This is a genomic window from Paenarthrobacter sp. YIM B13468, assembly GCF_042788025.1.
In the GTDB taxonomy this organism is placed as follows: Bacteria; Actinomycetota; Actinomycetes; order Actinomycetales; family Micrococcaceae; genus Arthrobacter; species Arthrobacter aromaticivorans.
On sequence record NZ_JBHZPI010000001.1, the window covers coordinates 190,904 to 213,301 of the forward strand.

Here is a 22,398-nt window from a genome sequence, read left to right on the forward strand (position 1 = left end):
GCTAAGTGGAATGGTTTCTCCTCCTTGCCGGCTTTGCCCTGATTCTTGGCACCGGCTTTTTTGTAGCAGTTGAGTTTTCCCTCGTTGCCCTGGATCAGGCGAGCGTTCAGCGCGCAGTTGACAACGGCGACCACGGCGCAGCTCCGCTGCTGAAATGCTTGAAGTCCCTGTCCACCCAACTTTCCAGCTGCCAACTTGGCATCACGCTGACCACGCTCTTGACGGGTTTCGTTATGGAGCCATCTGTGGGGCAGCTCCTGGTGGGGCCGCTGGGCCTGCTGGGCCTCAGTCCGGAGGTCGCACATTCCATAGCCCTTGTTCTCGCAATGGCCTTCGCCACTTTGTTGTCGATGCTCCTGGGCGAGCTGGTGCCCAAGAATATGGCCATCGCCCTTGCATTCCCGCTGGGCAGGAAGCTTGCCAGGCCACAACTGATTTTCACGGCGGTCTTCAAGCCGGCCATCGTGGTGCTGAACGGCTTCTCCAACAAGGTACTGAACTTGTTTGGGCTTGAAGCGAAAGAGGAAATCTCGGGAGCCCGGACTCCCGCCGAGCTGGCTTCACTGGTCCGGCGTTCCGCGGAGCTCGGCACACTGGACGCAGGCACAGCAAACTTTGTGGCGAGAACCTTGAATTTCTCGGGCCGCACTGCAGCGGACGTCATGACGCCGCGCATCCGGATGGAAACGATTGATGCCGACCAGCCTGTGAGCGACATCCTCGACGCCGCGCGGCGAACCGGATACTCCCGTTTCCCGGTGATTGGTGATTCGGCTGACGACATCCGCGGCGTGGTCCACATCAAGAAAGCAGTGGCTGTGCCTGCCGATCGTCGGGCGAAGCTTCAGGCCGGGGCGATCATGACGGACGTACTTCGCGTTCCCGAGACCATCCATTTGGATGCCCTACTCTCCGAACTGCGCGAAGGAAACCTGCAACTGGCTGTCGTTCTGGATGAATATGGTGGCACTGCAGGGATAGCAACCCTGGAAGATCTGGTTGAGGAAATCGTGGGGGAGGTTTCCGATGAACACGACAAGGTCCGGCCCGGCCTTTTGCAGAGCGCATCCGGCGACTGGTACTTCCCTGGCCTGCTGAGGCCGGATGAGGTGTCCGAACAAATCCCCAACCTCACTGTTCCCGATGAGGCCGCCTACGAAACCGTTGGCGGTTATGTGATGAGCAAGCTTGGGCGCATCGCGAAAGTTGGTGATGTGGTGGAGGCCGGCGGCGGCACGCTGACCGTGACCCGGATGGACGGTCGGAGAATTGACCGGATCTGCTTCCACCACATTGAAGAAGATGAAGCGACGCCTGAGGACACGCAGAATGACCGCCACGAAGCAGGTGCCGTATGAGTGACTGGGCGGGAATTGCCTGGCTCGTGGTTCTTTTGATCGGCAATGCTTTCTTCGTGGGTGCAGAATTCGCGGTCATGTCCGCACGCCGCAGCCAGATTGAGCCTTTGGCGCAAGCTGGATCAAAGCGGGCGCAGACTACGCTGCGGGCCATGGAAAGTGTCTCCCTGATGCTGGCCTGCGCGCAGTTGGGCATCACAGTATGCTCGCTCTTGATTCTTCAGGTTGCCGAGCCCGCCATCCATCACCTGTTGGCGGAGCCCCTTGAAATGGTTGGCGTCCCGATGGAGCTGGCGGATGTTATCGCCTTTGCCATTGCCCTCCTCTTTGTCACGTTCCTGCATGTGACGTTCGGAGAGATGGTCCCCAAGAACATCTCGGTATCCGTGGCGGACAAGGCGGCACTGCTGTTGGCGCCGCCGTTGGTGTTTATCGGCCGCATGGTCAAACCGGTGATCTGGACCCTCAACTGGCTTGCAAACCACATCCTCCGATTGATGAAGATCGAGCCCAAGGATGAAGTGTCGTCTTCGTTCACCCTTGAGGAAGTCCAGTCGATTGTGCAGGAATCCACGCGGCATGGCCTGGTGGACGATGACGCCGGCTTGCTCAGCGGTGCCCTGGAGTTCTCTGAACACACGGCGTCGCACATCATGGTTCCGTTGGACAAGCTGGTGGTCCTGAGGACAGCGTCGACTCCCGTCGAGTTGGAAAAGGCGGTCAGCCGTACGGGCTTCTCACGGTTCCCCATGGTGGACGACGACGGCGAACTTGCCGGATACCTGCACGTCAAGGACATCCTCTCCATACCTGAGGAGGGTCGCCGCCATCCGATTGCCGAGGGGCGGATCCGTTCCCTGGCGAACCTGTCCCCTGAGGATGAGATTGAGCAGGCGATGTCTGTGATGCAGCGCACCGGATCGCATCTGGCCCGTGTGGTTGGACCTGGAGGCGCGACACAGGGCGTGTTGTTCCTTGAGGACGTGATCGAGCAGTTGGTGGGCGAGATCCGCGATGCTACCCAGGCGACGGGTATCCGCCGTCTTGGTGGTCCGCAGACCCAGCAATAGCGGGAAATTGTGGCTGGCGCCGACCTCCCGGGTCGGTGCCAGCACTGCTAAATAGGAATCATTCCCATTTAGGACTAAACTGAACCCGACCAGTAAATGTTTTTGATTCTCATTTGAGTAGATCCGAGGTTTCCGTGCGTCGTTCTGTCGCCCGCATGTCATTGGCCGCTTCTGCCGGCCTTGCCGCCCTGTTGCTTTCATCCTGTGCCGGTAGCGCCGGGGCGGGAGCCCCATCGTCATCGTCGGGAGCCATTGAAGTGGTGACCTCCACGAATGTTTACGGGGATGTCGTGAAGGCCATCGGCGGAGACAAAGTCAACGTGAACGCGATCATCACCAAGACGAGCCAGGACCCACATTCTTACGAAGCCAGTGCCCAAGACAAGCTGGTCATCTCCAAAGCCAAGCTCGTGGTGGAGAACGGCGGAGGCTATGACGAATTCCTCCACAAAATCGCCGATGAGACCAACGTTGGCCACGAAAATATGATCAGCGCAGTTGAGGTCTCGGGGTTGGCTCCGGAAGAGGAAAGCCACAGCGAAGCTGCGTCCTCCGAGGAGGGCCACAACCATGACCACGGCGAGTTCAACGAGCACGTCTGGTACAGCCTGGACACGATGGGCAAATTGGCTGACGCGGTTGCCGGCAAACTCAGCAGCCTGGACGCTGCATCTGCTTCGACCTTCACCGCCAACGCCAACACGTTCAAGGCGAAGCTGACCGAGCTCAACGGGAAGCTTGCTGCCCTGAAGGAAGGCAACGACCACACTCCTGTGGCGATCACCGAACCCGTTCCTTTGTACCTGCTGGCGGCGGCCGGACTGGAGAACAAGACGCCGGAGGCCTACAGTGCAGCGATTGAAGAGGGAACCGATGTTCCGGCGTCGGTCCTGAAGGAAACCACAGACCTGGTGGGATCCGGAGGTGTCCGGCTGCTGGCGTACAACGAACAGACGGAAGGGCCGCAGACCGAGTCCGTAAAGCGGGCTGCCGAGACGGCGGGCGTGCCTGTAGTGAACTTCACCGAAACCCTGCCGGAGGGCAAGGGCTACGTGCAGTGGATGGCAGACAACGTGGAATCCATCACGGCCGCGCTCAAGAAGTAGATTTCCTGACATCCCATTGCGGTGGGGGCTCCGTCGGCGTCCTAAGATATTCAGGATGGCTGCGGGGCCCTCTGTCTCTCACCAGCACAGAAACCTGTACCAGCACAGGCGCCACTGTAAGGTGCAACCACCAGTTGCGTTCGCCAGCCGTTCGCCGGCAACGCATGAATCGAGGACAACTTTTGACACCCGTAGTGAGCCTCCGCGGAGCGAGCCTTCAGTTCGGCAAGAGGACACTCTGGCGCGATCTTGATCTCGACATACATCCAGGGGAGTTCTTTGCCGTCCTCGGGCCCAACGGAAGCGGTAAGACCAGCTTCCTGAAGGTTCTCCTGGGGCTTCAGGAACTGAAGTCAGGAACGGTTGCCTTGGGCGGGCATCCTGTGGAGCGAGGCAGCAAACGGATTGGTTACATTCCCCAACAAAAGTCCTTCGCGCCGGACACGCCTTTGCGCGCACGTGACCTGGTAGGGCTGGGCATTGACGGCCACCGGTGGGGTATGCGGGTGGCTTCAAGGAAGGTAAACCAGCGGATCGACGAACTGCTGGAGCTGGTGGGAGCCTCGGACTACGCGAAAGTGCCGGTGGGGCAGTTGTCTGGTGGAGAGCAACAACGACTTCGGGTGGCCCAAGCCCTGGCTACGGAACCACAGGTACTCCTTTGTGATGAACCCTTGCTGTCCTTGGACCTGCATCATCAGCAGGGCGTCAGTTCACTCATCAACGAACAATGCCATGCCCGGAACAGTGCCGTCGTTTTCGTGACGCACGAAATCAATCCCGTGATCGACTACGTTGACCGCGTGCTCTACCTGGCCGGCGGCCATTTCCGTATAGGGACGCCACAGGAAGTGATGACCACCGAAGTCTTGTCCGAGCTGTACAACAGCCACGTGGAAGTCATCCACACCAACGGAAGGATCGTCGTCGTCGGGCTTCCGGACGCGACCACGCACTTCCATGACGACGCGCACGCCACGGCTGGGCAGGAGTTCTAAGTGGACCTCAATGGCATCCTGCAGACCATCTTCAACTTTGAGAACTATGGCGAATTGCTGGCACTGGTTCAAAACTCCATTTGGGCCGGCGCTGTCCTTGGACTTCTTGGCGGACTCGTCGGCACGTTCGTGATGAAGCGGGACCTGGCGTTCGCCGTCCATGGCATCTCTGAACTGTCGTTTGCAGGTGCGGCTTTTGCCCTGCTGATCGGTGCCGATATCATTTTCGGCTCGCTGATCGGCTCAGTGGCTGCGGCACTGCTGCTGGGACTCATGGGGGTGAGGGCCCGGGACAAGAACTCGATCATCGGCGTGATCATGCCGTTCGGGCTTGGCCTGGGCATCTTGTTCCTTGCCCTGTATGAGGGCCGGGCCGCCAACAAATTCGGCCTGCTCACCGGACAGATCGTTTCCGTGGACACTGTCCAGCTCCAGGCACTCGCGGGAACGGCGGTCCTGGTGATGATTGCCCTCGGGGCAATCTGGCGCCCGCTCAGTTTTGCCAGCGTGGACCCTGAAATGGCGGAAGCCCGTGGTGTTCCCGTTCGGGGCCTGGCGATCGGCTTCATGGTGCTGCTGGGGGTCAGTGTGGCTTTGTCCATCCAGATTGTGGGCGCACTGCTGGTTTTGGCGCTGCTCATCACACCGGCCGCTGCCGCACTGCGGGTTACCACTTCACCACGCCTGGTGGTGCTTTTGAGTGTTGTGTTCGCGACCGCCGCCACGGTGGGTGGAATTCTGCTTGCCCTTGGCAGCCGGATTCCCATCAGCCCCTATGTCACCACGTTGTCATTCCTTATTTACGTAGTGTGCCGTGTCATCGGGCGGGTGCGGGCCAACCGTGGCCTCAACGGCCGAGTATCGCGGGACCAGCCTGCCGGCGCTCTCTAGAGCTTTCCGGCGGCCTTCCTGGCTGTGCATTCAGGGCACAGTCCAAAGATCTCCACGGTGTGCGCCACCTCGGTGAAACCATGCTCAGCGGCTGTTCGGGCCGCCCAGGTCTCAACCGCGGGGGCCTCAACTTCCACTGCCTTGCCGCAGTTCCTGCAGAGCAAATGGTGGTGGTGTCCAGTGACGGTGCAGCGGCGGTAGACGGCTTCGCCCTCCCCGTTGCGCAGGACATCAATGAGTCCGTCGTCGGCAAGTGACTGCAGGATGCGGTAGGCCGTGGCAAGGGATACGGAGATGCCCTTGTTCTGCAGCAGGCGGTACAGTTCCTGGGTGCTGACGAAGTCGTCCAATTCATCCAGCGCCGCGCTGACGGCCAGGCGTTGCTTGGTGACGCGCTGCTCCTTGACGCCTGTTACCACAGGCGAAACTGGGCCGGTGGTGGCGGAATTGGTGCCTTGTGGCATTGAAAGACTCACTTCCCTGGAAACGCTGGCAAACCCCAATTTTACCAGCAGGGGAGGCTTGGAAACTGTCGGCGGCCGCCCCTAGGCTGTCACCATGAAGCTCACCAAGTTCACGCATGCCTGTATCCGGCTGGAGAAGGACCGGCGGGTCCTGGTCATCGATCCCGGCACCTTCTCTGAGTCCGAAGAAGCGTTGGCAGGTGCGCACGCTGTCCTTGTAACGCATGAGCACAACGACCATATTGATCGGCCCGCCGTGCTGGCTGCCCTGCGCAGCAACTCTTCGCTTGAGGTCTATGCGCCGGCAGGTGTTGCAAAGTCCCTCACCGAGGCTGCAGGGGTGGACGGAACCGGATCCGAAGCGTTGGCCGATCGCATCCATACGGTCGAGCCGGGGTCCGATTTTGAGGCTGCGGGGTTCCCGGTGCGGACCTTCGGTGGCCAGCATGCAGTCATCCATGCCCAGATTCCCGTGGTGTCAAACATCGGCTACCTGGTGGATGGGAACGTCTTCCACCCTGGGGATTCATTCGTGGTTCCGGACGGTATCAACGTCCAAACCCTCCTGGTGCCCATCCATGCGCCATGGTCCAAAGTGGGGGAAGTGGTGGATTTTGTTATCTCTGTGCGCGCGCCCAAAGCGTTCCCCGTCCATGACGGTCTGCTTAACGAACTGGGTCGCGGGATAGTGGAAGGCCACGTCACGCGGATCGGTGCCCGTTACGGAACCACCTACACCCGACTCGCACCTCGTGAGTCAGTAGAGGTTTAACCGGTCCACACACCGGTTTCGTGGAATCGCTCCAACACCGCTTCATACGGTGCCGGGTCCAGTCCTTTGCTGGCCAGCCACCCGGCGTCGTAATAACTGCCGACATAGCGGTCGCCGCCGTCGCACATGAGCGAGACGATGCTTCCCTTTCGCCCTTCCGAGACCATCTGCGCCACGAGTTGCCAGACGCCCCAAAGGTTGGTGCCCGTAGAGGGCCCTGCATGCAATCCGGTGAGCCTACGCAGGTGTCGCATGGCCGCCACAGAGGCTGCGTCCGGGACTTGGATCATGTGATCAATGACAGCCGGGACGAAGCTCGGCTCCGCGCGGGGACGGCCGATGCCTTCGATGCGGGACGGCAAACCCGTGGCGGCGGCGGCATCGCCATCACGCCATGCCGGGTAGAACGCAGAGTTCTCCGGGTCCACCACTGCAAGGCAGGTGTTGTGCCTGTTGTATCGCAGGTAGCGACCAATGGTCGCGCTCGTGCCGCCGGTTCCTGCGCCCACCACGATCCATGCGGGAACCGGATGCTCTTCACGGGAGAGCTGCTGGAAGATTGATTCAGCGATGTTGTTGTTGCCCCTCCAGTCCGTGGCGCGCTCGGCGAAGGTGAACTGGTCCATGTAGTAGCCGCCGGACGTTTTCGCGGTCTCCTCCGCCACGGCGTATACCTCTGAAGGGTGATCCACCAAGAGGCAGGCGCCCCCGAACTCCTCGATAAGGGCGATCTTTTCAGGGCTGGTGGTCTTGGTCATGACAGCGATGAAGGGCAAACCAATGAGCCGGGCGAAGTACGCTTCTGAGACCGCCGTGCTGCCGCTGGAGGCTTCCACGATAGTAGTGCCCTCCGTGATCCAGCCATTAACCAGTCCGTAGAGGAACAGCGAACGGGCCAGGCGATGTTTGAGGCTGCCTGATCGGTGCGTCGACTCGTCCTTGAGGTAGAGGTGGACTCCCCAATGTTCAGGCAGTGGGACTGCGTAGAGGTGCGTATCTGCCGAACGGTTGTTCTCGGCTTCGATCTTGCGGATGGCCTCGCTGGCCCAAACCCTGTCCTGAATGCACGAATTGCTCACCGGACAAGCGTACCGGCGGGGCGTAGAACACAAGACTAGGCTGGAAGACGGGCATAGGTAGCACAGCGCCCACGCAGGCTTAGCTGAAGGAGAGCAGATGACCATTCTGATGGAGGCGTCCGAAGTACACCGGCGACTCACGGCGGGGGAGCGTACCGTGCTCCTGGACGTGCGTTGGGTTCTGGGCAGGACGGATGGGCACAGCCAATATCTGGAAGGCCACCTGCCAGGGGCGGTTTTCGTGGACCTGCCCAGCGAACTCGCGGACCACGCACAACCTGCCCTGGGCCGGCACCCCCTTCCCTCCAGCGAACGCTTCCAGCTTGCCGCGCGACGCTGGGGGATCAACGGCGGCGACACCGTGGTCGCTTATGACAACAGTGGCAGTATGGCCGCGGCCCGCGCCTGGTGGATGCTGCGGAATGCAGGCGTGGAAACCGTCTACCTGCTCGACGGCGGACTGGCCGCCTGGCGTGCGGCAGGTCACCCTGCGGAGGCAGGCGAGGTGACGCCCGCCGTCGGGAATGTCACCCTGGCCGACGGCAAAATGCCCACTATCACCGAGGAGGAAGCCGCGCACTGGCATGAGCGGGGCGTACTGCTGGATGCGCGCGCCGGGGAACGTTACAGGGGCGAAATCGAACCTATTGACCCCCGCGCCGGACACATTCCGGGCGCTGTCAGCGCACCAACTACCGAAAACCTCACCGCGGAAGGCACGTTCCTGCCAGCGGAGGAACTGCGCAGGCGCTTCGCTGGATTGGGAGCTGATGTCCCGGGCAACGTCGCCGTCTATTGCGGGTCCGGCGTTACGGCTGCGCACCAGGTTGCCGCCCTCGAAATTGCCGGACACGCTGCGGCACTCTTCCCGGGATCGTTCTCGCAATGGTCAAACAACGCCGCGAATCCCGTGGCCGTTGGCAGTGAACCATTCGAGGATGGATATGTACGGGACGCCGGGGATTCTCCCAGCTCCCGCGGCCAAAGTGGCACGAGCGCCCCTGCCGGGAGTAGCGTCGGATCATGACCCCTGGACGTCCCGTGCCCCCGCCCTTGGCAAAGCCAATTCCGATGGATACAGCAAAGCCAATCCCCTTAGACACAGCGAAGCCAATTCCGATGGACACAGCGAATGCTGTTCCTGCGCAGTCGTCGGATCCGGCAGGGTCCACGCTCGCGGCGGCGTTTGGCGCCACCTCCCCGGACAGTGGGTTGGTACCGCTGACTATCGCGCGCCGTGCGCCCCAGGAAGACGATGTGGAGATCGCGATCGAGTTCTGCGGTCTTTGCCACTCCGATGTTCATGCGACCCGTGGCGAATGGCGTTTGCCACCTTATCCGCTGGTTCCGGGCCATGAGATCGTCGGCCGGGTGACGCGGGTGGGTGCTGCTGTACAGGATTTCGCTCCGGGTGACCGCGTAGGCGTTGGCTGCCTCGTGGATTCCTGCCGCGAGTGCGAGAGCTGCTTGGACGGGCTGGAGCAGTACTGCGAGCGGGGCAATGTTGGCACGTACGGAGTTCCGGACCCGCGCAATGGCAGCGCAATCACCCAAGGAGGATATTCGACGTCGGTGGTGGTTGACCGGCGCTTCGTGCTACGCATCCCTGAAGCCCTGGACCCTGCGGCAGCCGCCCCTCTGTTGTGCGCGGGAATCACCACATATTCGCCCTTGAGGTACTTCGACGTCGAAGAGGGAGACTCGGTGGGAGTTGTGGGGTTGGGAGGCTTGGGCCACATGGCCGTCAAGATCGCCAAGGCCATGGGCGCGGAGGTTACCGTGTTCACCACCTCTGAAGCGAAGTTCGACGCCGCACGGGAATTGGGAGCGGACCACGTGGTGTTGTCCAGGGATGAAGAGGCCATGGCCGGCGCGAACCGGAGCCTCGACGTCATCATTGACACCGTTGCTGCGCCGCATGACCTCAACCCCTACTTCCGGACGCTGCGGCTTGATGGGGCACTTTTCCAGCTTGGGCTCCCGGCCGAAGACATGCCGCCTGTCAGCCCGGGACTGCTTATACGCCGTCGGTTGGCCTATGCAGGTTCGCTGATTGGCGGGATCGAGGAAACCCAGGAGATGCTCGACTTCTGCGCCGAGCATGGAGTTGCCAGCGACGTCGAGATCGTAGGCGCCGACCACCTCAACGAAGCCTACGACCGTATGGTGGCCGGAGACGTGAAGTACCGATTCGTGCTGGACACCGCAACACTTCAGGAACCCTCAGAAAGGGCAGATGCATGAGCACGCTGTTCACCAGGATCATCAACGGGGAAATCCCGGGCCGTTTTGTGTGGAAGGACGAGGACGTTGTGGCGTTTCTGACAATCGCTCCGATAACGCCGGGACATACACTGGTGGTGCCTCGTGAGGAAGTGGATTCCTGGACGCACGCCAGCCCGGAGCTTTTAGCCAAGGTCATGGACGTTGCCCAGAGGATCGGGAAGGTCCAGGAAGATCTTTTCAGCGCCAAACGCGTGGGTGTCCTGATGGAAGGCTTCGAGGTGGACCACTTGCACGTCCACATCTGGCCGGCCTATTCGATGGCGGACTTTGAGGTACACAACGTGGACCATAATCCGGACCCTGTCGTCATGGATGCCACGGCTGTGAAGCTCCGCGGGGCCTTGCGGGCTGCCGGCCACGGGGACTGCGTACCTGAAGACTAACCGTCAGGCTGGCGCCAACGCCTGGTTCAGCACCGTTCGGATGCGCTTCTCGGAGACAGAGTAGGCCGTGCCCAACTCGACGGCGAAGAGGCTTACACGCAGCTCCTCGATCATCCAGCGCACCCGGGTTAAATCCGTGCCGGCCCTGCGTCCGGGGAGCAACGCGGATACGGCGTCGTCGTAGTCATCCTCCAGCGCCTGGACGACCGCCATATTCAGTCCGTCGCGCTGAACGTTGCCAGGAAGCTTCTCCAGCCGCTTCTCGATCGCCTGCAGGTACCGCGGAAGCTGGCTCAGCTGCGCGTAGCCCGTCTGTGCCACAAAGCCCGGAAAGACCAACTGTTCCAGCTGGCTTTTCATGTCATTGAGCGCGCTGATGAGCGGCAGGCTCGCACTGGACTTCAGCTGTTTTTGGATCCGGCGGGTGCTCGCCAGGATGCGTTCGACGACGGCCGTCACCGTAAATACGGTATCGATCAGCTCAGCGCGGACTACTTCATACAACGCATCGAAGGCTTCCCTGTCCCAGGGCAGGGCCTCTGGCGTCAGTTTGTCGACGGCAGCGAGGGCGCAGTCAGCGATCAGGGCACTGACGGAGCCGTGCGGATTTTGGCTAAAGGTGAGCTTCTCGGTATTGCTGAGGTGCTCCAGCACGTACCTGTCCGGGGCAGGGATCCGAAGAGCGAGAAGCCGGATCACCCCGCCACGCATTGCCGCTTCCTGTTCCTGGCGGGTTTGGAAGACTCTGAGGGCTACAGAGGTGCCCTCATCCACGATCGCCGGGAAGCCGGTGACAGCGTGGCCCTTGACCGTTCGGGTTACCTGGCGTTGCACGGTCCCGAAGTCCCATTCGGTGATACCAGTGCGTTCGGCCACCGCTCCTTGGGCAGGCTGGGCGACGGCACGCACATCAGGACTGCTGCCGGTCCCGGCCGCGGAACCGGCGGTCTTGCCGTTTGAGGCGCCCGGCGCTCCGGCTCTTGTGCCAGCCTTGCCGGGGGCCGTCGTCGCTGGTGTAGCACCGAGCGATTCGGCGATTGCCCGACGTGTGGCCGGGGCCAGTTTTTCCTGTAGTTGTGCGAGGTCCTTGCCTTCGTCGAGGACCTTGCCCTTGCTGTCCACCACCTTAAAGCTGACGCGAAGGTGAGGAGGCACGGCTTCCCAGTTCCATGATCCCGGTGGGATGACGTGTCCGCGGAGCCGGCGAAGAACCAGTTCCAAGGAGGGCTCGAGCTCGTCAGTGACGGGATCGAAGTCTCTTTCCAACGCCTCCGTAGCCTGCCGGGCGACGTCAGGGGCAGGCACGAAGTTCTTCCGAACCTGTTTGGGGAGGGATTTGATAAGCGCTGTGATCAGTTCTACGCGTTGTCCCGGAATCTGCCAGCGGAACGGAGCGTCGTCGAGTTGGTTCAGGAACAACACCGGAACTTCGGCGGTGACACCGTCCGAAGGATTCGGAGCAGATCCAGGAGCCACGGGGTGGAACTCGTAGCTAAGTGGAAGTTCGAAGCCCTTGTGCAGCCAAGTTTTGGGGTAGGCCGAGTCATCGAGGGCCTCGGCGTCCTCGCTCATCAGCAGCGACTGGTCAAAATCCAGCAGCGCTGGATCGGCTTGGCGGGCCTCCTTCCACCATTTATCAAAATGCCGTTCAGACACGACATCCTTGCCCACCCGGGCGTCATAGAACTCGAAGAGGGTCTGGTCATCCACCAGGATGTCGCGCCGGCGCATCCTGGTTTCAAGCTCCTCGATCTCCTGCAGGAGTGCGCGGTTGCGGTGGAAGAACTTGTGATGGGTCTTCCACTCGCCTTCCACCAGCGCGTGGCGGATGAAGAGTTCACGGGACAGTTCCGGATCGATGCGGCCGTAGTTGATCCGACGGTTCGGGATGATGGGCACGCCGTACAGCGTGACTTTCTCGTGGGCCATGACGGCCCCTTGCCGGGAGGACCAATGGGGCTCGCTGTAGGAGCGCTTCACGAGGTCCGGGGCTACCTGTTCCACCCACAAAGGATCGAACCTTGCTGCGACCCGTGCCCACAAGCGGTTGGTTTCCACTAACTCGGCGGCCATGACGAATGCAGGCGATTTCTTGAACAGGGCAGAACCGGGGAAGATTGCGAAGCGGCTGCCGCGGGCGCCGGCGTATTCGCGCTTGCGCTCATCAAGGAGGCCGATGTGGCTCAGCAACCCTGACAGCAGGCTGATGTGAATACCCTCGTGGTTGCCTACGGGATCTGCTTCACGCTTATTGTCCAGCGTGATACCCAAGGGCTTGGCAAGTTGTCGGAGTTGGGTGAAAAGGTCCTGCCACTCCCGGACGCGGAGATAGTTGATGAATTCGTTGCGGCACAGCCGGCGGAACTGCGTTGATGACAGCTCGCGTTGCTTTTCCTGGATGTAGTTCCAGAGGTTGAGGAAGCCAGTGAAGTCCGAGTTCTCATCGCGGAACCGTGCATGCTTCTCAGAAGCGAGTTGCTGTTTGTCGGTTGGCCGTTCGCGCGGATCCTGGATCGTGAGGGCTGCGGCCAGAATCATCACTTCGCGGACACAACCGCGTTTGCCGGCTTCGACAATCATGCGGCCGAGTCTCGGGTCGACCGGCAGCTGGGCCAGCTTCTGCCCGACGGCGGTCAGGCCACTGCCGCTCCGACGGTTAGCGCGGGGATCCTTGGACCCAGGCGTGTTCGAAGTCGCCGGGCTGAGGGCGCCGAGTTCGCGAAGGAGGGTGACGCCGTCGTTAATGGCGCGTGAATCAGGCGGTTCCACGAACGGGAAGTTCTCAACATCCTTGGGACCGCGGGCAACGCCCATGGCCGTCATCTGCAGAATGACGGCGGCCAGGTTGGTCCGCAGGATTTCCGGGTCCGTGAACTGCGGACGGGACTCAAAGTCTTCTTCGGAGTAGAGACGGATGGCGATGCCCTCGGAAACGCGGCCACACCGTCCGGATCGCTGGTTGGCTGAGGCCTGGGATACACGTTCGATGGGAAGGCGCTGGACCTTGGTCCGGTGCGAATACCGCGAGATGCGGGCCGTGCCGGTGTCGATCACGTATTTGATGCCGGGGACAGTCAGCGAGGTTTCCGCCACGTTGGTGGCGAGGATGATGCGTCGCTTTCCACCTGGATTGAACACGCGGTGCTGCTCCTGAAGGCTCAACCTGGCAAAGAGGGGGAGTACTTCCGTACCTGCCAGGCGCCGGTTGGTCTGGATGCGGCCATTGATTGCCTCGGCAGCGTCGCGGATTTCCCGCTCGCCGGAGAAGAACACGAGGATGTCGCCCGGTGCCTCCTTGGCCAGTTCGTCTACCGCGTCACAGACCGCATCCAGCGGGTCCCGGTCCTCTTCCAGTTCGTCATCGGAACCGTCCTCGTCGGCCCCGGAAGGCTGCGACAAGGGCCGGTACCGGATCTCTACTGGGTAGGTGCGGCCGGAAACCTCGATGATGGGGGCGGGGGACTCCTCCGTACCAAAGTGCTTGGCGAAGCGTTCAGGATCGATCGTTGCCGAGGTGATGATTATTTTCAGGTCCGGGCGCTGGGGGAGAACCCGCTTCAGATAGCCCAGGATGAAGTCGATGTTGAGGCTGCGCTCGTGGGCCTCGTCAATGATGATGGTGCTGTACTTGCGCAGGAGTTTGTCCCGTTGGATCTCTGCCAGGAGGATGCCATCGGTCATGAGCTTGATCTTGGTCGATGCACTGACCTCGCCAGTGAACCGGACCTGGAAGCCAACTTCCTGGCCGATCTCGACGTCCAACTCGGACGCTATGCGCTCTGCCACAGTCCTGGCCGCCAGCCGGCGTGGCTGTGTGTGCCCGATCAGGCCTTTGTCGGCCAGGCCCAGTTCCAAGCACATCTTGGGGATCTGGGTAGTTTTGCCCGAGCCGGTTTCGCCGGCAATGATGGTCACCTGGTTTGCGGCGATCGCCGCCATCAGATCCTCGCGGCGCTCGGATACCGGCAGCTCAGCGGGGTAGGAAATATGAAGTGTCATGGCTGCTGCCAGTCTACTGTGGCTTCGCGTCAACGTCCGCTGTCGCATTCACATGTCCGCCAGCGCGCGCGTCCTCCAGCTCATATGTCCGCAGTATCGCCGCTGTCCCCCAGATGAACTACTGCAAGCCGCGCACAGAGACGCCCGTCGTTCAGGAAATCCTGGTGAATTCCGTGAAGGACGGGCGTCGGGTGGACAAATCTTGGCTGGACGCTGCCAGTGGGCTGGCGGGCGGCTAGTAGATGCGGGGATTCCAGTACGGAGTACTTGGAGCATCAAAGGCGCTCCAGGGTTCCTTGGAGTTGATGGGTGGGTTGTGGCCGCGTCCGTCCTTCAGGAGGGCGGTAACGGTGGCTGCGACGGCGGTGATGAGGACGATGAAGAGGATGATTCCGAAGATTTCCATGCCTTCAGTCTTCTCTTGGCGGCAGCCAAGAAACAGTGGCAGAAATGCCCCATTTAGACAATTTTCTGCCACACTGGAGATATGTTGAAATCAGTAGCCGTCATAGTTGTTCCCGACTTCTCGATCTTCGAGTTCGGCACCGCTTTTGAGGTCTTCGGCATTGACAGGTCCGACCGCGGTGCAGGCGTACCTGCTTTCGACTTCAGGGTGTGCGCACCGGAGCCGGGAGACATCCGGATGAAGTCCGGGCTCTCGCTGCATGTCAACCAGGGCCTGGAAGCTGCGGCCGATGCGGACCTGGTGATCATGGCGCCCTTCGGGAGGGACAAGGAGGTCCCGGAGCCTGTCCTTGAAGCACTCCGGGCGGCTCATGCCCGGGGCGCTTGGGTGATGTCCATTTGCTCCGGCGCTTACGCCTTGGCGCGGGCAGGCCTGCTTGACGGGCGCCGGTGCACCACGCATTGGCACTACTCGCAGGATCTGGCGAATCGGTACCCTGCAGCAGTGGTGGATGAGAACGTCCTCTATGTGCAGGACGGAACCATCATCACCAGCGCAGGAACTGCTGCCGGTATCGATGCATGCCTCCATCTTGTGCGTGTAGAGCTGGGCGCCAACGTAGCTGCCGCGATCGCGCGTGACATGGTAGTCCCACCCCATCGCGACGGCGGCCAAGCGCAGTTCATTGACCGGCCGATGCCCCGGTGTGGTTCAGCGCCCATGGAGGAACTCCTGCGATGGATGGTTGAACACCTCGACGAAGAACACAGTGTGAACGAGTTGGCTGCGCGCCTGCATATGTCGCCCAGAACGTTCGCACGCCGCTTCAGGGCGGAAACGGGGACTACACCTGCGGCTTGGTTGAACTCCCAGCGGGTCCTGCGGGCTCAGGAACTCCTGGAGTCCACGGAGCTGAATATCGATGAAATCGCGCGGGAAGCAGGGTTCGGGCATTCCGTTCTGCTTCGCCACCACTTCACGAAGGTGTTGGATACGAGTCCCCAGAGCTACCGAAGGGCCTTCCGCGGGCAGCTGGCCGAGGTAATCTAGCGGCGGGCGCCCAGGCGGCCCCGGGACTCGGAACCTTCAGCCTTGGCGCACTCCACCAAATCCTGCCAGGGCCCCGTGACTGCGCGCTCGGGTAGCGTCGCCCGCCGTTGGCCTGCCCTGATGGAGTAGATGAACCTGTCCGGTTCGGTCACAGTCCTGGCTTGGCTCTTCGCCTCGTCCCAGGGACATGCCTCAACGATCGGCATCCAGCGCTCTTTGTCATCGTCAGACACTGCCTCCACGCTCCAGACGCGTGTCATCGCGGCTAGGCCCCCACTGCGCTGGACGATGATTTTCATGACCGGCTACTTCTCGTTTGACGTATTGGCGGCAAGCCAACGACGGCGGGACTGCCCGGGGCCGGACGGTCCCGCCGGCTGGTCTAAACCTTGACCTTCACAGTCTCCCACGCCTTCAGGACGGCGTCATGCTCTACTGAGCCAACGCCAAAAAGTTCTTCCGCGGTAGCCGCAGTCGACTTGGCGAACTTGCCAAATGTGCAAGCTGGCGGCAGCGACCCGCTGGTGAGTGTCCCATACCAGATCTGCCCTGGCGCACCCCATGCATTGCCGCCCAGCTCGGAGGCGACAAGGTAGAACGCCCTGTTCGGGATGCCCGAATTGATGTGCACTCCGCCGTTGTCTGCGCTGGTCCGAACATACGTGTCCATGGAGTCCGGCTGCGGGTCCTTGCCCAGGATGTCGTCGTCGTAGGCGGTGCCGGGGGCCTTCATCGAGCGCAAGGCCGCACCTTGGACCTTGTCGGTAAAAAGGCCCTCGCCGATCAGCCAGCTGGCTTGCTCGGTAGTTTCCTTCTTCAGGTATTGCTCCACGAGTACACCGAAGACATCTGACATGGACTCGTTCAGGGCGCCTGCCTGGTTGCGGTAATTGAGCCCTGCCGTAAATTGCGTGACCCCATGAGCCAGTTCGTGGCCGATGACGCTCACTGACTTGGTGAAACGCTGGAAAATCTCCCCGTCGCCATCCCCAAAAACCATCTGGTTACCATCCCAAAAGGCGTTGTCGTACAGATTGCCGTAGTGAACGGTAGCGTCCAGGGCCAAGCCGGCCCCATCGATGGAATCCCGGCCGAAAATCTCGGCATAAAGTCGGTGCGTACTGCCCAAACCGTCATAGGCCTCATCGGCAGCGGCATCCCCAATAGGCGCAGCGCCTTCCTTGCGGACTACCCGGCCGGGCAGGTTTTCCGAGGTGTCGGCATCGTAGATGGTGCGCTTTGGTGGGCCGGGCTTTGCCGCCACGGCACTGGGGGGAGTAGAGGGCGCCGGGGCGGCACGAACCGCCTGGAGGTCCTTGATGTGCAGGAGCGATTCCTTTGCGGCGCGGGCGACAGCCCAAAGCCGTGGTTCGCTCTGGGCGGCAATCCTTCGAAGCATGTAAGGCGGAACGATTGAACAAAGCACGGCAACCCCTCTGGCTCTTGGCGACTGGCAACTGTGATCAGCCTAGGAGCGGGGGCTGACAATTTTGGGGTGTTCGCCCGGCAAGCCCTGAACTGATTGCGGCGACCCGGGTTGAGGCGGCCGGAGTGCGGTCTGGAATGCAAAAATACCCCGCCAGTTGGACTGGCGGGGTATCGTGTGTGCCCTCGATAGGATTCGAACCTACGGCCTTCTGCTCCGGAGGCAGACGCTCTATCCCCTGAGCTACGAGGGCATCCAGGGTTCCCTCCGTTGCCGGTGGGACGTCCTAGAGCTTAGCAGCCACCGAGCCCCAAAAGAAAACGCGGCATGATCTTTAGCGCCCTGCACCCCACGGCGCTGCTGTACCCACAGCTTAGTACCCCGCAAACGAGTCAACGTGTACCCGCCGCGCACCTGCACCGCGCGCGGCGGCCCGCAGGGAATCCACGCTCGCCGGGGAACCGGAGACATAAACCTCGCGGGCCGCGATGTCCGGTACCAGCTCCTTCAGGCGCCGTGCATCGATCCTGGAGGTTCCGGCGTCGTGCATGAAATCGGGGGGAGTGGAGCCGTCCGCGAGCCGGGCGATTACCTTTGCGCCGGATGCCGCCAATTGCTCACAGGCGGCGAGTTCATCGCGCCCGTGGGCAAGGTAAAGGACCACGGTGTCACGGGCTGCAGTATCGGACGCAAGGTGGGAAAGAAAAGGCGTGATGCCAATACCTGCGGCAATCAGCAGGACCGGCCTACCGGCGTCGCGGGGGAGCACGAAGTCTCCGCCAACCGCCGTGGCGGAAATCATGTCACCAGGCCTTAGCGCCAACAACGTCTTCTTCGCGGTGGACAAGGGTTCGGCAGTTCCAACGCCGAAGGTCACTTCTGGAGCACCCGGGGGGCTGGTGATGCTGAAGACACGGCGGCGGCCCTTGCCGTCGGACCCTGAATGCGGAAGGTTCAGTTCCATGAATTGACCGGCCGCATGCCGAACGGGGCGCCGAGGCTCGAAGCGGAACTCCCTGGTCCCCGGCGTTAGGGCCCGGGATCCCTTGAATGTCAGTTGCACGCGGCCCCGCTGGCCCAGGAAGAAAGCGATGAGGTTCCCCACCAGAAGCGCGAGTTCAGGGGAATTGGCTACGAAGCCCAAGTTGTAAGGAACCGCAAAGACAACGCCCACGACGCCGGCAAGCGCCAACTGCTGCCAACGGCGTGGGGGGAGCGTGAGAGGCTCGGTAAGCATGAAGCCGACGAAGAAGAGCAGGGGGCGCTGGGCCAACGGCTGCCACAGGGCCTGGCCGAAGGTCATGCCGCGGCCCAACAATTCGACACAAACGATACTGGTGGCCACTAGCAGGAAAACGGAAGCCATCAGCATTTTCCGTGTGCGGTACAGGACCGCCAGGACGCCAGGAACAAGGAGCCACAGCATGGCGGGCGTTGCGGCCCACCACGTGGCTATGTTCAGTCCGGTTAAGCCCGTGATAAAAGCCCCCGCAGCCGCCGGGTTGAAAATGTGGCGCCCACGGAAAGCCAAAGCATACTTCGAAGCGCTGGCCAGGACACAGGCCAGTGCAACACCCAGCATGTCAGTGGGGACGAATGTGGGCCAGAACAGGAAATAGAGGAGCAGGCCAGTAATGAGTGAAGACTCCGAATGTGGCGTGGTCCGGAAAAGCAAGGCCAGCAGGCGGTTCGATCCATAGGTAAGCCCCAGGCACAGGCACAAGTGAACCAGCATCTGTGGCAGGCCGAACGTCAGCCACCCCAAGACGTTCAGAAGCAGGCTGTAGGCCACCAGCACCCCGAGAACCCACAAAATCCAGCGGTACATCGTGAAGCGGCCCAACCAGGTGTCCAGTCGCGACTTCATGGCATTCATGTGAACAGTCTCCCTTCAAAACCAGCCGAAAATGTGGCAGTCCCATTCGAAAACACCCGCAGCCAGGAAAAATCGAATTCAACCTCAAGTGCGGCAGGTTCCACCATGAAGAGTGCCGTGGCCAGGGCATCGGCCACCATCGCGCTCGCGGCCATGGTCCAGGTGGCAACTGTGGTCTGGACAGGTTGCCCAGTGATTCCGTCCAGTACATGGTGCAGGCCGTCGCCCCACGCCCGGCGGTTGGACGCGGAGGCGCAGAGGGCTGAATTGTCCAATTCCACGGTGCCGATTGCCTGCTTTGGGTTGTAAGGATGCTCCAACGCCACAGTGACGGGCAGGCTTCCGGAATGCAGCATGTCCCCGCTGCCATCCACCAGGAAGTCCAGGTAGCCAGCTGAACGGAGGACTTCACCTAGCAGGTCCACGAGCTGTCCTTTTCCTGCGGCGCCAACATCCAACACCAGCGGGACCTTGCCCGAAACCGTGGTTCCCGACCATTCAAGGACGTCTTCCCACTTAACTGCACCCTCGGGAGCGCCTGAAGGAACCAAGGTGTAGCCGGCATCATAACCAAGACGGTTCAAGCTATTGCCGATCAGGGGTGTCATGGAGCCGCCACTTATCCGGTACAGCGCCTCGTAGAGGTCGCGGAGGGCCACAGAGTGCCCGGGCAATGAAATGCTGCCGGGACCGCGCTGCAGAGCGGACACCAGGGAATCCGGCCTGAACCGTGAATAGGTGTGGTCGTAATCCGCCACTGTTCCAAGCAGTTGGCGCTGCACTTCCAGCGCAAGGATCGACGACGTCGAAATCTCCCAGTGCGTACCGATCCCTTCGAAGCTAAATCGGCTCCAGCCCGGATGCGGCATGGCTGCTACTTTGCCTGGGACTTGATCTGCTCCACGGCATCGTTGAAGCCCCCGGAGGTCAAGGAGGAACCGGCCACCTTGGAAACGTTCAGTTCGTCGATGTCCTTGCCAACTATCTGTGACGCGATACCGCTGGCAAACTCGCCCTGGAACTTCTTGGTATTGGGGTTGGAGGGGTGGACGGTGATATTCACTGCTTCCACCTTGTCCCCGGCCAGCTTTAGCTCAACGCCAACGGTCTCCTGGCCGTTCGGCGACGTATACGTTCCATCGGCGCTGTACGTGCCGTCCTTGTACGTGGAGTTACCCTTTCCAGCCGAATCGGAGGAAGAAGGACTGCCGGTAGAAGCCTGGCCACCATTCTGGGTGGCGGGTGTCTGCGTTGAAGGGGCTTGCGTTGTGGGGGCACAGGCAGCTGCGGTCCCGATAATGGAAACGCTGGCGAACCCGACGTAGAGGCTCTTGCGGAGTGGCGTAGTCATGTTCTGCTCGTTTCAACTGGACAAGATGTGATCAACATGCGGTCAACGGATGGTTTCGGTCTCTGGATGACCGTTAGAGCCACCTCTTACGTCTTCACAACGTCGAAATCAGCGTAATGGTTCAGTCTGTGAGTGCCGCCAGCGGTTTATGTATAAGTGCTGTGTCCAAGATATCCACATAAACGAGCCTTAATTCCTCGAGTTCGCGGGCCCCCGGTAGGCTGGATGGGTGACTCCCGAAGAACTCTCTGCTGCCATATCCACCTGCCTTAAGGATGCCGTCTCTGCCGGCGAAATCGCCTTGGCGGAATCCGCTGTCCCCGACGACGTCCGGGTGGAGCGCCCCAAGAACAGGGACCATGGAGACTGGGCCACCAATATTGCCCTGCAATTGGCTAAGCAGGCTGGCACGAATCCGCGCGAGTTCGCGGGAATCCTCAGCCATCGCCTGCAGGAAATCGCCGGCGTGACCGGAGTCGAAATCGCAGGTCCCGGCTTCCTGAACATCACCGTTGATGCTGCTACGGCAGGCGCGCTTGCCAAGGCAATCGTTGAGGCGGGTTCCACCTACGGGACCAACCAGGCGCTCGCAGGACATGTTGTGAACATGGAATTCGTTTCGGCCAACCCCACGGGGCCTCTTCATATTGGCCATACCCGGTGGGCCGCCCTTGGCGACGCGATCGCGCGCGTGCTGCGGGCTTCGGGAGCCGACGTCACAGCTGAGTACTACATCAACGACGCCGGTTCGCAGATGAACGTATTCGCCAACTCAGTACTTTCCCGGCTCCACGGCCGGGGCGTCCCTGAGGGCGGCTACCCCGGTGAGTACATTCGCGAACTCGGCGATGAAGTACTCAAAGCGCACCCGGATATCCGTGAACTCACGGACGAGGCTGCCCTGCCGGTTATCCGTGCTGCTGCCTACGAGGCACAGATGGCGGATATCAAAGCAACGCTGGCAGATTTCGGCGTGGAATTCGACGTCTTCTTCTCCGAGAAGGAACTGCACGACGCCGGTGCCATTGAATCTGCCGTTGCCCGGCTCCGTGAACAGGGCCATGTCTTCGACGACGGCGGCGCCGTCTGGCTGCGCACCACTGACTTCGGCGATGACAAAGACCGCGTCATGATCCGCGCGAACGGAGAGCCGACATATTTCGCCGCCGATGCCGCGTACTACCTCTCCAAGAAGGACCGCGGATTCACCGAGAAGATCTACCTTCTTGGCGCAGACCACCACGGCTATATCAATCGCCTCAAGGCTATTGCAGCGTGCGCGGGCGACGACCCCGAAGTAAACATTGAGGTTCTCATTGGACAGTTGGTGTCCGTCAACGGCGCCAAGTTGTCCAAGCGCGCGGGCAACATCATCGAACTCAAGGACCTCATTTCCTGGTTGGGCAAGGACGCAGTGCGCTACTCCCTTGCCCGGTTCCCTGCGGACTCGCCGCTGACACTGGACCCGGAACTGCTCAAGAAGAACAGCAACGAGAACCCCGTGTTCTATGTGCAGTACGCCCATGCCCGCTCCAGGGGAACCGCGCGCAACGCCGCCGAAGCCGGGGTCGATCGCTCTGTGTTCGACGCATCGCTGCTGGATCACGCCACGGAGAACGAGCTTCTCTCCTATTTGGGCAGCTACCCCTCCATCGTGGCCAAAGCAGCCGAGCTCCGCGAACCGCACCGCGTAGCCCGCCATCTTGAGGTCATCGCCGGTGCCTACCACCGCTGGTACGACGCCTGCCGTGTCTCCCCGCAGGGTGAGGATCCGGTGTTGGACGTGAACCGGACCCGGCTGTGGCTGAACGACGCCACCAGCCAGGTGCTGGCCAACGGACTCGGACTGCTGGGCGTTTCCGCGCCGGAACGGATGTAAGGCC

General features: G+C 61.4%; 20 protein-coding genes and 1 tRNA gene. 11 read left to right on the forward strand and 10 right to left on the reverse strand.

The window, feature by feature from the left end; genetic code table 11:
• Positions 1-5: 5 nt before the first annotated feature.
• The 5 genes from ACFX4T_RS00860 to ACFX4T_RS00880 all read left to right on the forward strand — a co-directional run bounded on the left by ACFX4T_RS00860 (position 6) and on the right by ACFX4T_RS00880 (position 5,423).
• Entirely contained in the window at positions 6-1,358 is a 1,353-nt protein-coding gene (locus tag ACFX4T_RS00860) for a hemolysin family protein (RefSeq protein ID WP_377650494.1), read from the forward strand.
• On the forward strand, positions 1,355-2,428 hold the full coding sequence (locus tag ACFX4T_RS00865) for a hemolysin family protein (protein WP_216923986.1): 1,074 nt from the start codon (positions 1,355-1,357) through the stop codon (positions 2,426-2,428). Before ACFX4T_RS00860 ends, ACFX4T_RS00865 begins: the two co-directional genes overlap by 4 nt.
• Positions 2,429-2,583: 155 nt before the next feature.
• A complete protein-coding gene (locus ACFX4T_RS00870; RefSeq protein WP_377650621.1) occupies positions 2,584-3,534 on the forward strand; it encodes a metal ABC transporter solute-binding protein, Zn/Mn family in 951 nt (316 codons plus the stop codon).
• Positions 3,535-3,698: 164 nt separating this feature from the next.
• Entirely contained in the window at positions 3,699-4,532 is an 834-nt protein-coding gene (locus ACFX4T_RS00875) for an ABC transporter ATP-binding protein (protein ID WP_216923985.1), read from the forward strand.
• Positions 4,533-5,423 carry a metal ABC transporter permease gene (locus ACFX4T_RS00880; RefSeq protein WP_216923984.1) on the forward strand — a complete coding sequence of 297 codons (891 nt, stop codon included), beginning with the start codon at positions 4,533-4,535 and terminating at the stop codon, positions 5,421-5,423.
• On the opposite strand, the gene ACFX4T_RS00885 is transcribed toward ACFX4T_RS00880, so the two are convergent.
• Positions 5,420-5,887, reverse strand: a complete 468-nt coding sequence (locus ACFX4T_RS00885; protein WP_216923983.1) for a Fur family transcriptional regulator — start codon at positions 5,885-5,887, stop codon at positions 5,420-5,422. The two genes, ACFX4T_RS00880 and ACFX4T_RS00885, sit on opposite strands and share 4 nt — an antisense overlap.
• 94 nt (positions 5,888-5,981) lie before the next feature.
• Between ACFX4T_RS00885 and ACFX4T_RS00890 the strand changes: the two genes are divergently transcribed.
• Positions 5,982-6,659: an MBL fold metallo-hydrolase gene (locus ACFX4T_RS00890; RefSeq protein WP_216923982.1), complete on the forward strand. Its 678-nt coding sequence runs from the start codon at positions 5,982-5,984 to the stop codon at positions 6,657-6,659.
• On the opposite strand, the gene ACFX4T_RS00895 is transcribed toward ACFX4T_RS00890, so the two are convergent.
• Positions 6,656-7,738, reverse strand: coding sequence for a PLP-dependent cysteine synthase family protein (locus ACFX4T_RS00895; RefSeq protein ID WP_377650495.1), 1,083 nt, complete (start codon positions 7,736-7,738; stop codon positions 6,656-6,658). The two genes, ACFX4T_RS00890 and ACFX4T_RS00895, sit on opposite strands and share 4 nt — an antisense overlap.
• A 97-nt stretch (positions 7,739-7,835) precedes the next feature.
• Between ACFX4T_RS00895 and ACFX4T_RS00900 the strand changes: the two genes are divergently transcribed.
• Genes ACFX4T_RS00900 through ACFX4T_RS00910 form a run of 3 tightly spaced genes read left to right on the forward strand, consistent with a single transcriptional unit; the run spans position 7,836 to position 10,407 of the window.
• On the forward strand, positions 7,836-8,765 hold the full coding sequence (locus ACFX4T_RS00900) for a sulfurtransferase (RefSeq protein WP_377650496.1): 930 nt from the start codon (positions 7,836-7,838) through the stop codon (positions 8,763-8,765).
• Positions 8,762-9,982 carry an NAD(P)-dependent alcohol dehydrogenase gene (locus tag ACFX4T_RS00905; protein WP_377650497.1) on the forward strand — a complete coding sequence of 407 codons (1,221 nt, stop codon included), beginning with the start codon at positions 8,762-8,764 and terminating at the stop codon, positions 9,980-9,982. The genes ACFX4T_RS00900 and ACFX4T_RS00905 overlap by 4 nt, the downstream gene beginning before the upstream one ends.
• Positions 9,979-10,407 (forward strand): HIT family protein, encoded by a 429-nt coding sequence (locus tag ACFX4T_RS00910; protein WP_377650498.1) that lies wholly within the window; start codon positions 9,979-9,981, stop codon positions 10,405-10,407. The genes ACFX4T_RS00905 and ACFX4T_RS00910 overlap by 4 nt, the downstream gene beginning before the upstream one ends.
• Before the next feature lie 3 nt (positions 10,408-10,410).
• Here the strand turns inward: ACFX4T_RS00910 and hrpA are convergent, their stop codons facing one another.
• On the reverse strand, positions 10,411-14,406 hold the full coding sequence (hrpA, locus tag ACFX4T_RS00915; RefSeq protein WP_377650499.1) for an ATP-dependent RNA helicase HrpA: 3,996 nt from the start codon (positions 14,404-14,406) through the stop codon (positions 10,411-10,413).
• A gap of 235 nt (positions 14,407-14,641) precedes the next feature.
• Positions 14,642-14,812, reverse strand: coding sequence for a hypothetical protein (locus ACFX4T_RS00920; RefSeq protein WP_223946385.1), 171 nt, complete (start codon positions 14,810-14,812; stop codon positions 14,642-14,644).
• An 81-nt stretch (positions 14,813-14,893) separates the two neighbouring features.
• Between ACFX4T_RS00920 and ACFX4T_RS00925 the strand changes: the two genes are divergently transcribed.
• On the forward strand, positions 14,894-15,862 hold the full coding sequence (locus ACFX4T_RS00925) for a GlxA family transcriptional regulator (protein WP_377650500.1): 969 nt from the start codon (positions 14,894-14,896) through the stop codon (positions 15,860-15,862).
• Here the strand turns inward: ACFX4T_RS00925 and ACFX4T_RS00930 are convergent.
• The 6 genes from ACFX4T_RS00930 to ACFX4T_RS00955 all read right to left on the reverse strand — a co-directional run bounded on the left by ACFX4T_RS00930 (position 15,859) and on the right by ACFX4T_RS00955 (position 20,515).
• Positions 15,859-16,161 carry a protealysin inhibitor emfourin gene (locus ACFX4T_RS00930; RefSeq protein ID WP_216923975.1) on the reverse strand — a complete coding sequence of 101 codons (303 nt, stop codon included), beginning with the start codon at positions 16,159-16,161 and terminating at the stop codon, positions 15,859-15,861. The genes ACFX4T_RS00925 and ACFX4T_RS00930 overlap by 4 nt on opposite strands.
• Positions 16,162-16,244: 83 nt before the next feature.
• Positions 16,245-17,261 (reverse strand): M4 family metallopeptidase, encoded by a 1,017-nt coding sequence (locus tag ACFX4T_RS00935; RefSeq protein WP_377650622.1) that lies wholly within the window; start codon positions 17,259-17,261, stop codon positions 16,245-16,247.
• A 207-nt stretch (positions 17,262-17,468) separates the two neighbouring features.
• A tRNA-Arg gene (locus ACFX4T_RS00940) sits at positions 17,469-17,541 on the reverse strand.
• A gap of 120 nt (positions 17,542-17,661) precedes the next feature.
• Positions 17,662-19,164, reverse strand: coding sequence for an FAD-dependent oxidoreductase (locus tag ACFX4T_RS00945; protein ID WP_223946382.1), 1,503 nt, complete (start codon positions 19,162-19,164; stop codon positions 17,662-17,664).
• Complete coding sequence (locus tag ACFX4T_RS00950) at positions 19,161-20,033, reverse strand: FAD:protein FMN transferase (protein WP_377650501.1); 873 nt, start codon at positions 20,031-20,033, stop codon at positions 19,161-19,163. The genes ACFX4T_RS00945 and ACFX4T_RS00950 overlap by 4 nt, the downstream gene beginning before the upstream one ends.
• Positions 20,034-20,038: 5 nt before the next feature.
• Complete coding sequence (locus tag ACFX4T_RS00955; RefSeq protein WP_377650502.1) at positions 20,039-20,515, reverse strand: hypothetical protein; 477 nt, start codon at positions 20,513-20,515, stop codon at positions 20,039-20,041.
• Positions 20,516-20,744: 229 nt separating this feature from the next.
• Here ACFX4T_RS00955 and argS point away from each other — a divergent pair, with 229 nt between their 5' ends.
• Positions 20,745-22,394: an arginine--tRNA ligase gene (gene argS, locus ACFX4T_RS00960; RefSeq protein ID WP_377650503.1), complete on the forward strand. Its 1,650-nt coding sequence runs from the start codon at positions 20,745-20,747 to the stop codon at positions 22,392-22,394.
• The last annotated feature ends 4 nt before the right edge of the window (positions 22,395-22,398 follow it).

Bases quoted from the DNA above. Each gene is read 5' to 3' on its own strand.
- ACFX4T_RS00865 (WP_216923986.1), top strand. From the start codon at position 1,355: ATGAGTGACTGGGCGGGAATTGCCTGGCTCGTGGTTCTTTTGATCGGC.
- ACFX4T_RS00930 (WP_216923975.1), bottom strand. From the start codon at position 16,161: ATGAAAATCATCGTCCAGCGCAGTGGGGGCCTAGCCGCGATGACACGC.
- ACFX4T_RS00955 (WP_377650502.1), bottom strand. From the start codon at position 20,515: ATGACTACGCCACTCCGCAAGAGCCTCTACGTCGGGTTCGCCAGCGTT.
- ACFX4T_RS00905 (WP_377650497.1), top strand. From the start codon at position 8,762: ATGACCCCTGGACGTCCCGTGCCCCCGCCCTTGGCAAAGCCAATTCCG.
- ACFX4T_RS00945 (WP_223946382.1), bottom strand. From the start codon at position 19,164: ATGAATGCCATGAAGTCGCGACTGGACACCTGGTTGGGCCGCTTCACG.
- ACFX4T_RS00920 (WP_223946385.1), bottom strand. From the start codon at position 14,812: ATGGAAATCTTCGGAATCATCCTCTTCATCGTCCTCATCACCGCCGTC.
- ACFX4T_RS00900 (WP_377650496.1), top strand. From the start codon at position 7,836: ATGACCATTCTGATGGAGGCGTCCGAAGTACACCGGCGACTCACGGCG.
- hrpA (WP_377650499.1), bottom strand. From the start codon at position 14,406: ATGACACTTCATATTTCCTACCCCGCTGAGCTGCCGGTATCCGAGCGC.
- ACFX4T_RS00910 (WP_377650498.1), top strand. From the start codon at position 9,979: ATGAGCACGCTGTTCACCAGGATCATCAACGGGGAAATCCCGGGCCGT.
- ACFX4T_RS00890 (WP_216923982.1), top strand. From the start codon at position 5,982: ATGAAGCTCACCAAGTTCACGCATGCCTGTATCCGGCTGGAGAAGGAC.
- ACFX4T_RS00935 (WP_377650622.1), bottom strand. From the start codon at position 17,261: ATGCTTCGAAGGATTGCCGCCCAGAGCGAACCACGGCTTTGGGCTGTC.
- ACFX4T_RS00870 (WP_377650621.1), top strand. From the start codon at position 2,584: ATGTCATTGGCCGCTTCTGCCGGCCTTGCCGCCCTGTTGCTTTCATCC.
- ACFX4T_RS00950 (WP_377650501.1), bottom strand. From the start codon at position 20,033: ATGCCGCATCCGGGCTGGAGCCGATTTAGCTTCGAAGGGATCGGTACG.
- ACFX4T_RS00885 (WP_216923983.1), bottom strand. From the start codon at position 5,887: ATGCCACAAGGCACCAATTCCGCCACCACCGGCCCAGTTTCGCCTGTG.
- ACFX4T_RS00925 (WP_377650500.1), top strand. From the start codon at position 14,894: ATGTTGAAATCAGTAGCCGTCATAGTTGTTCCCGACTTCTCGATCTTC.
- ACFX4T_RS00875 (WP_216923985.1), top strand. From the start codon at position 3,699: ATGAATCGAGGACAACTTTTGACACCCGTAGTGAGCCTCCGCGGAGCG.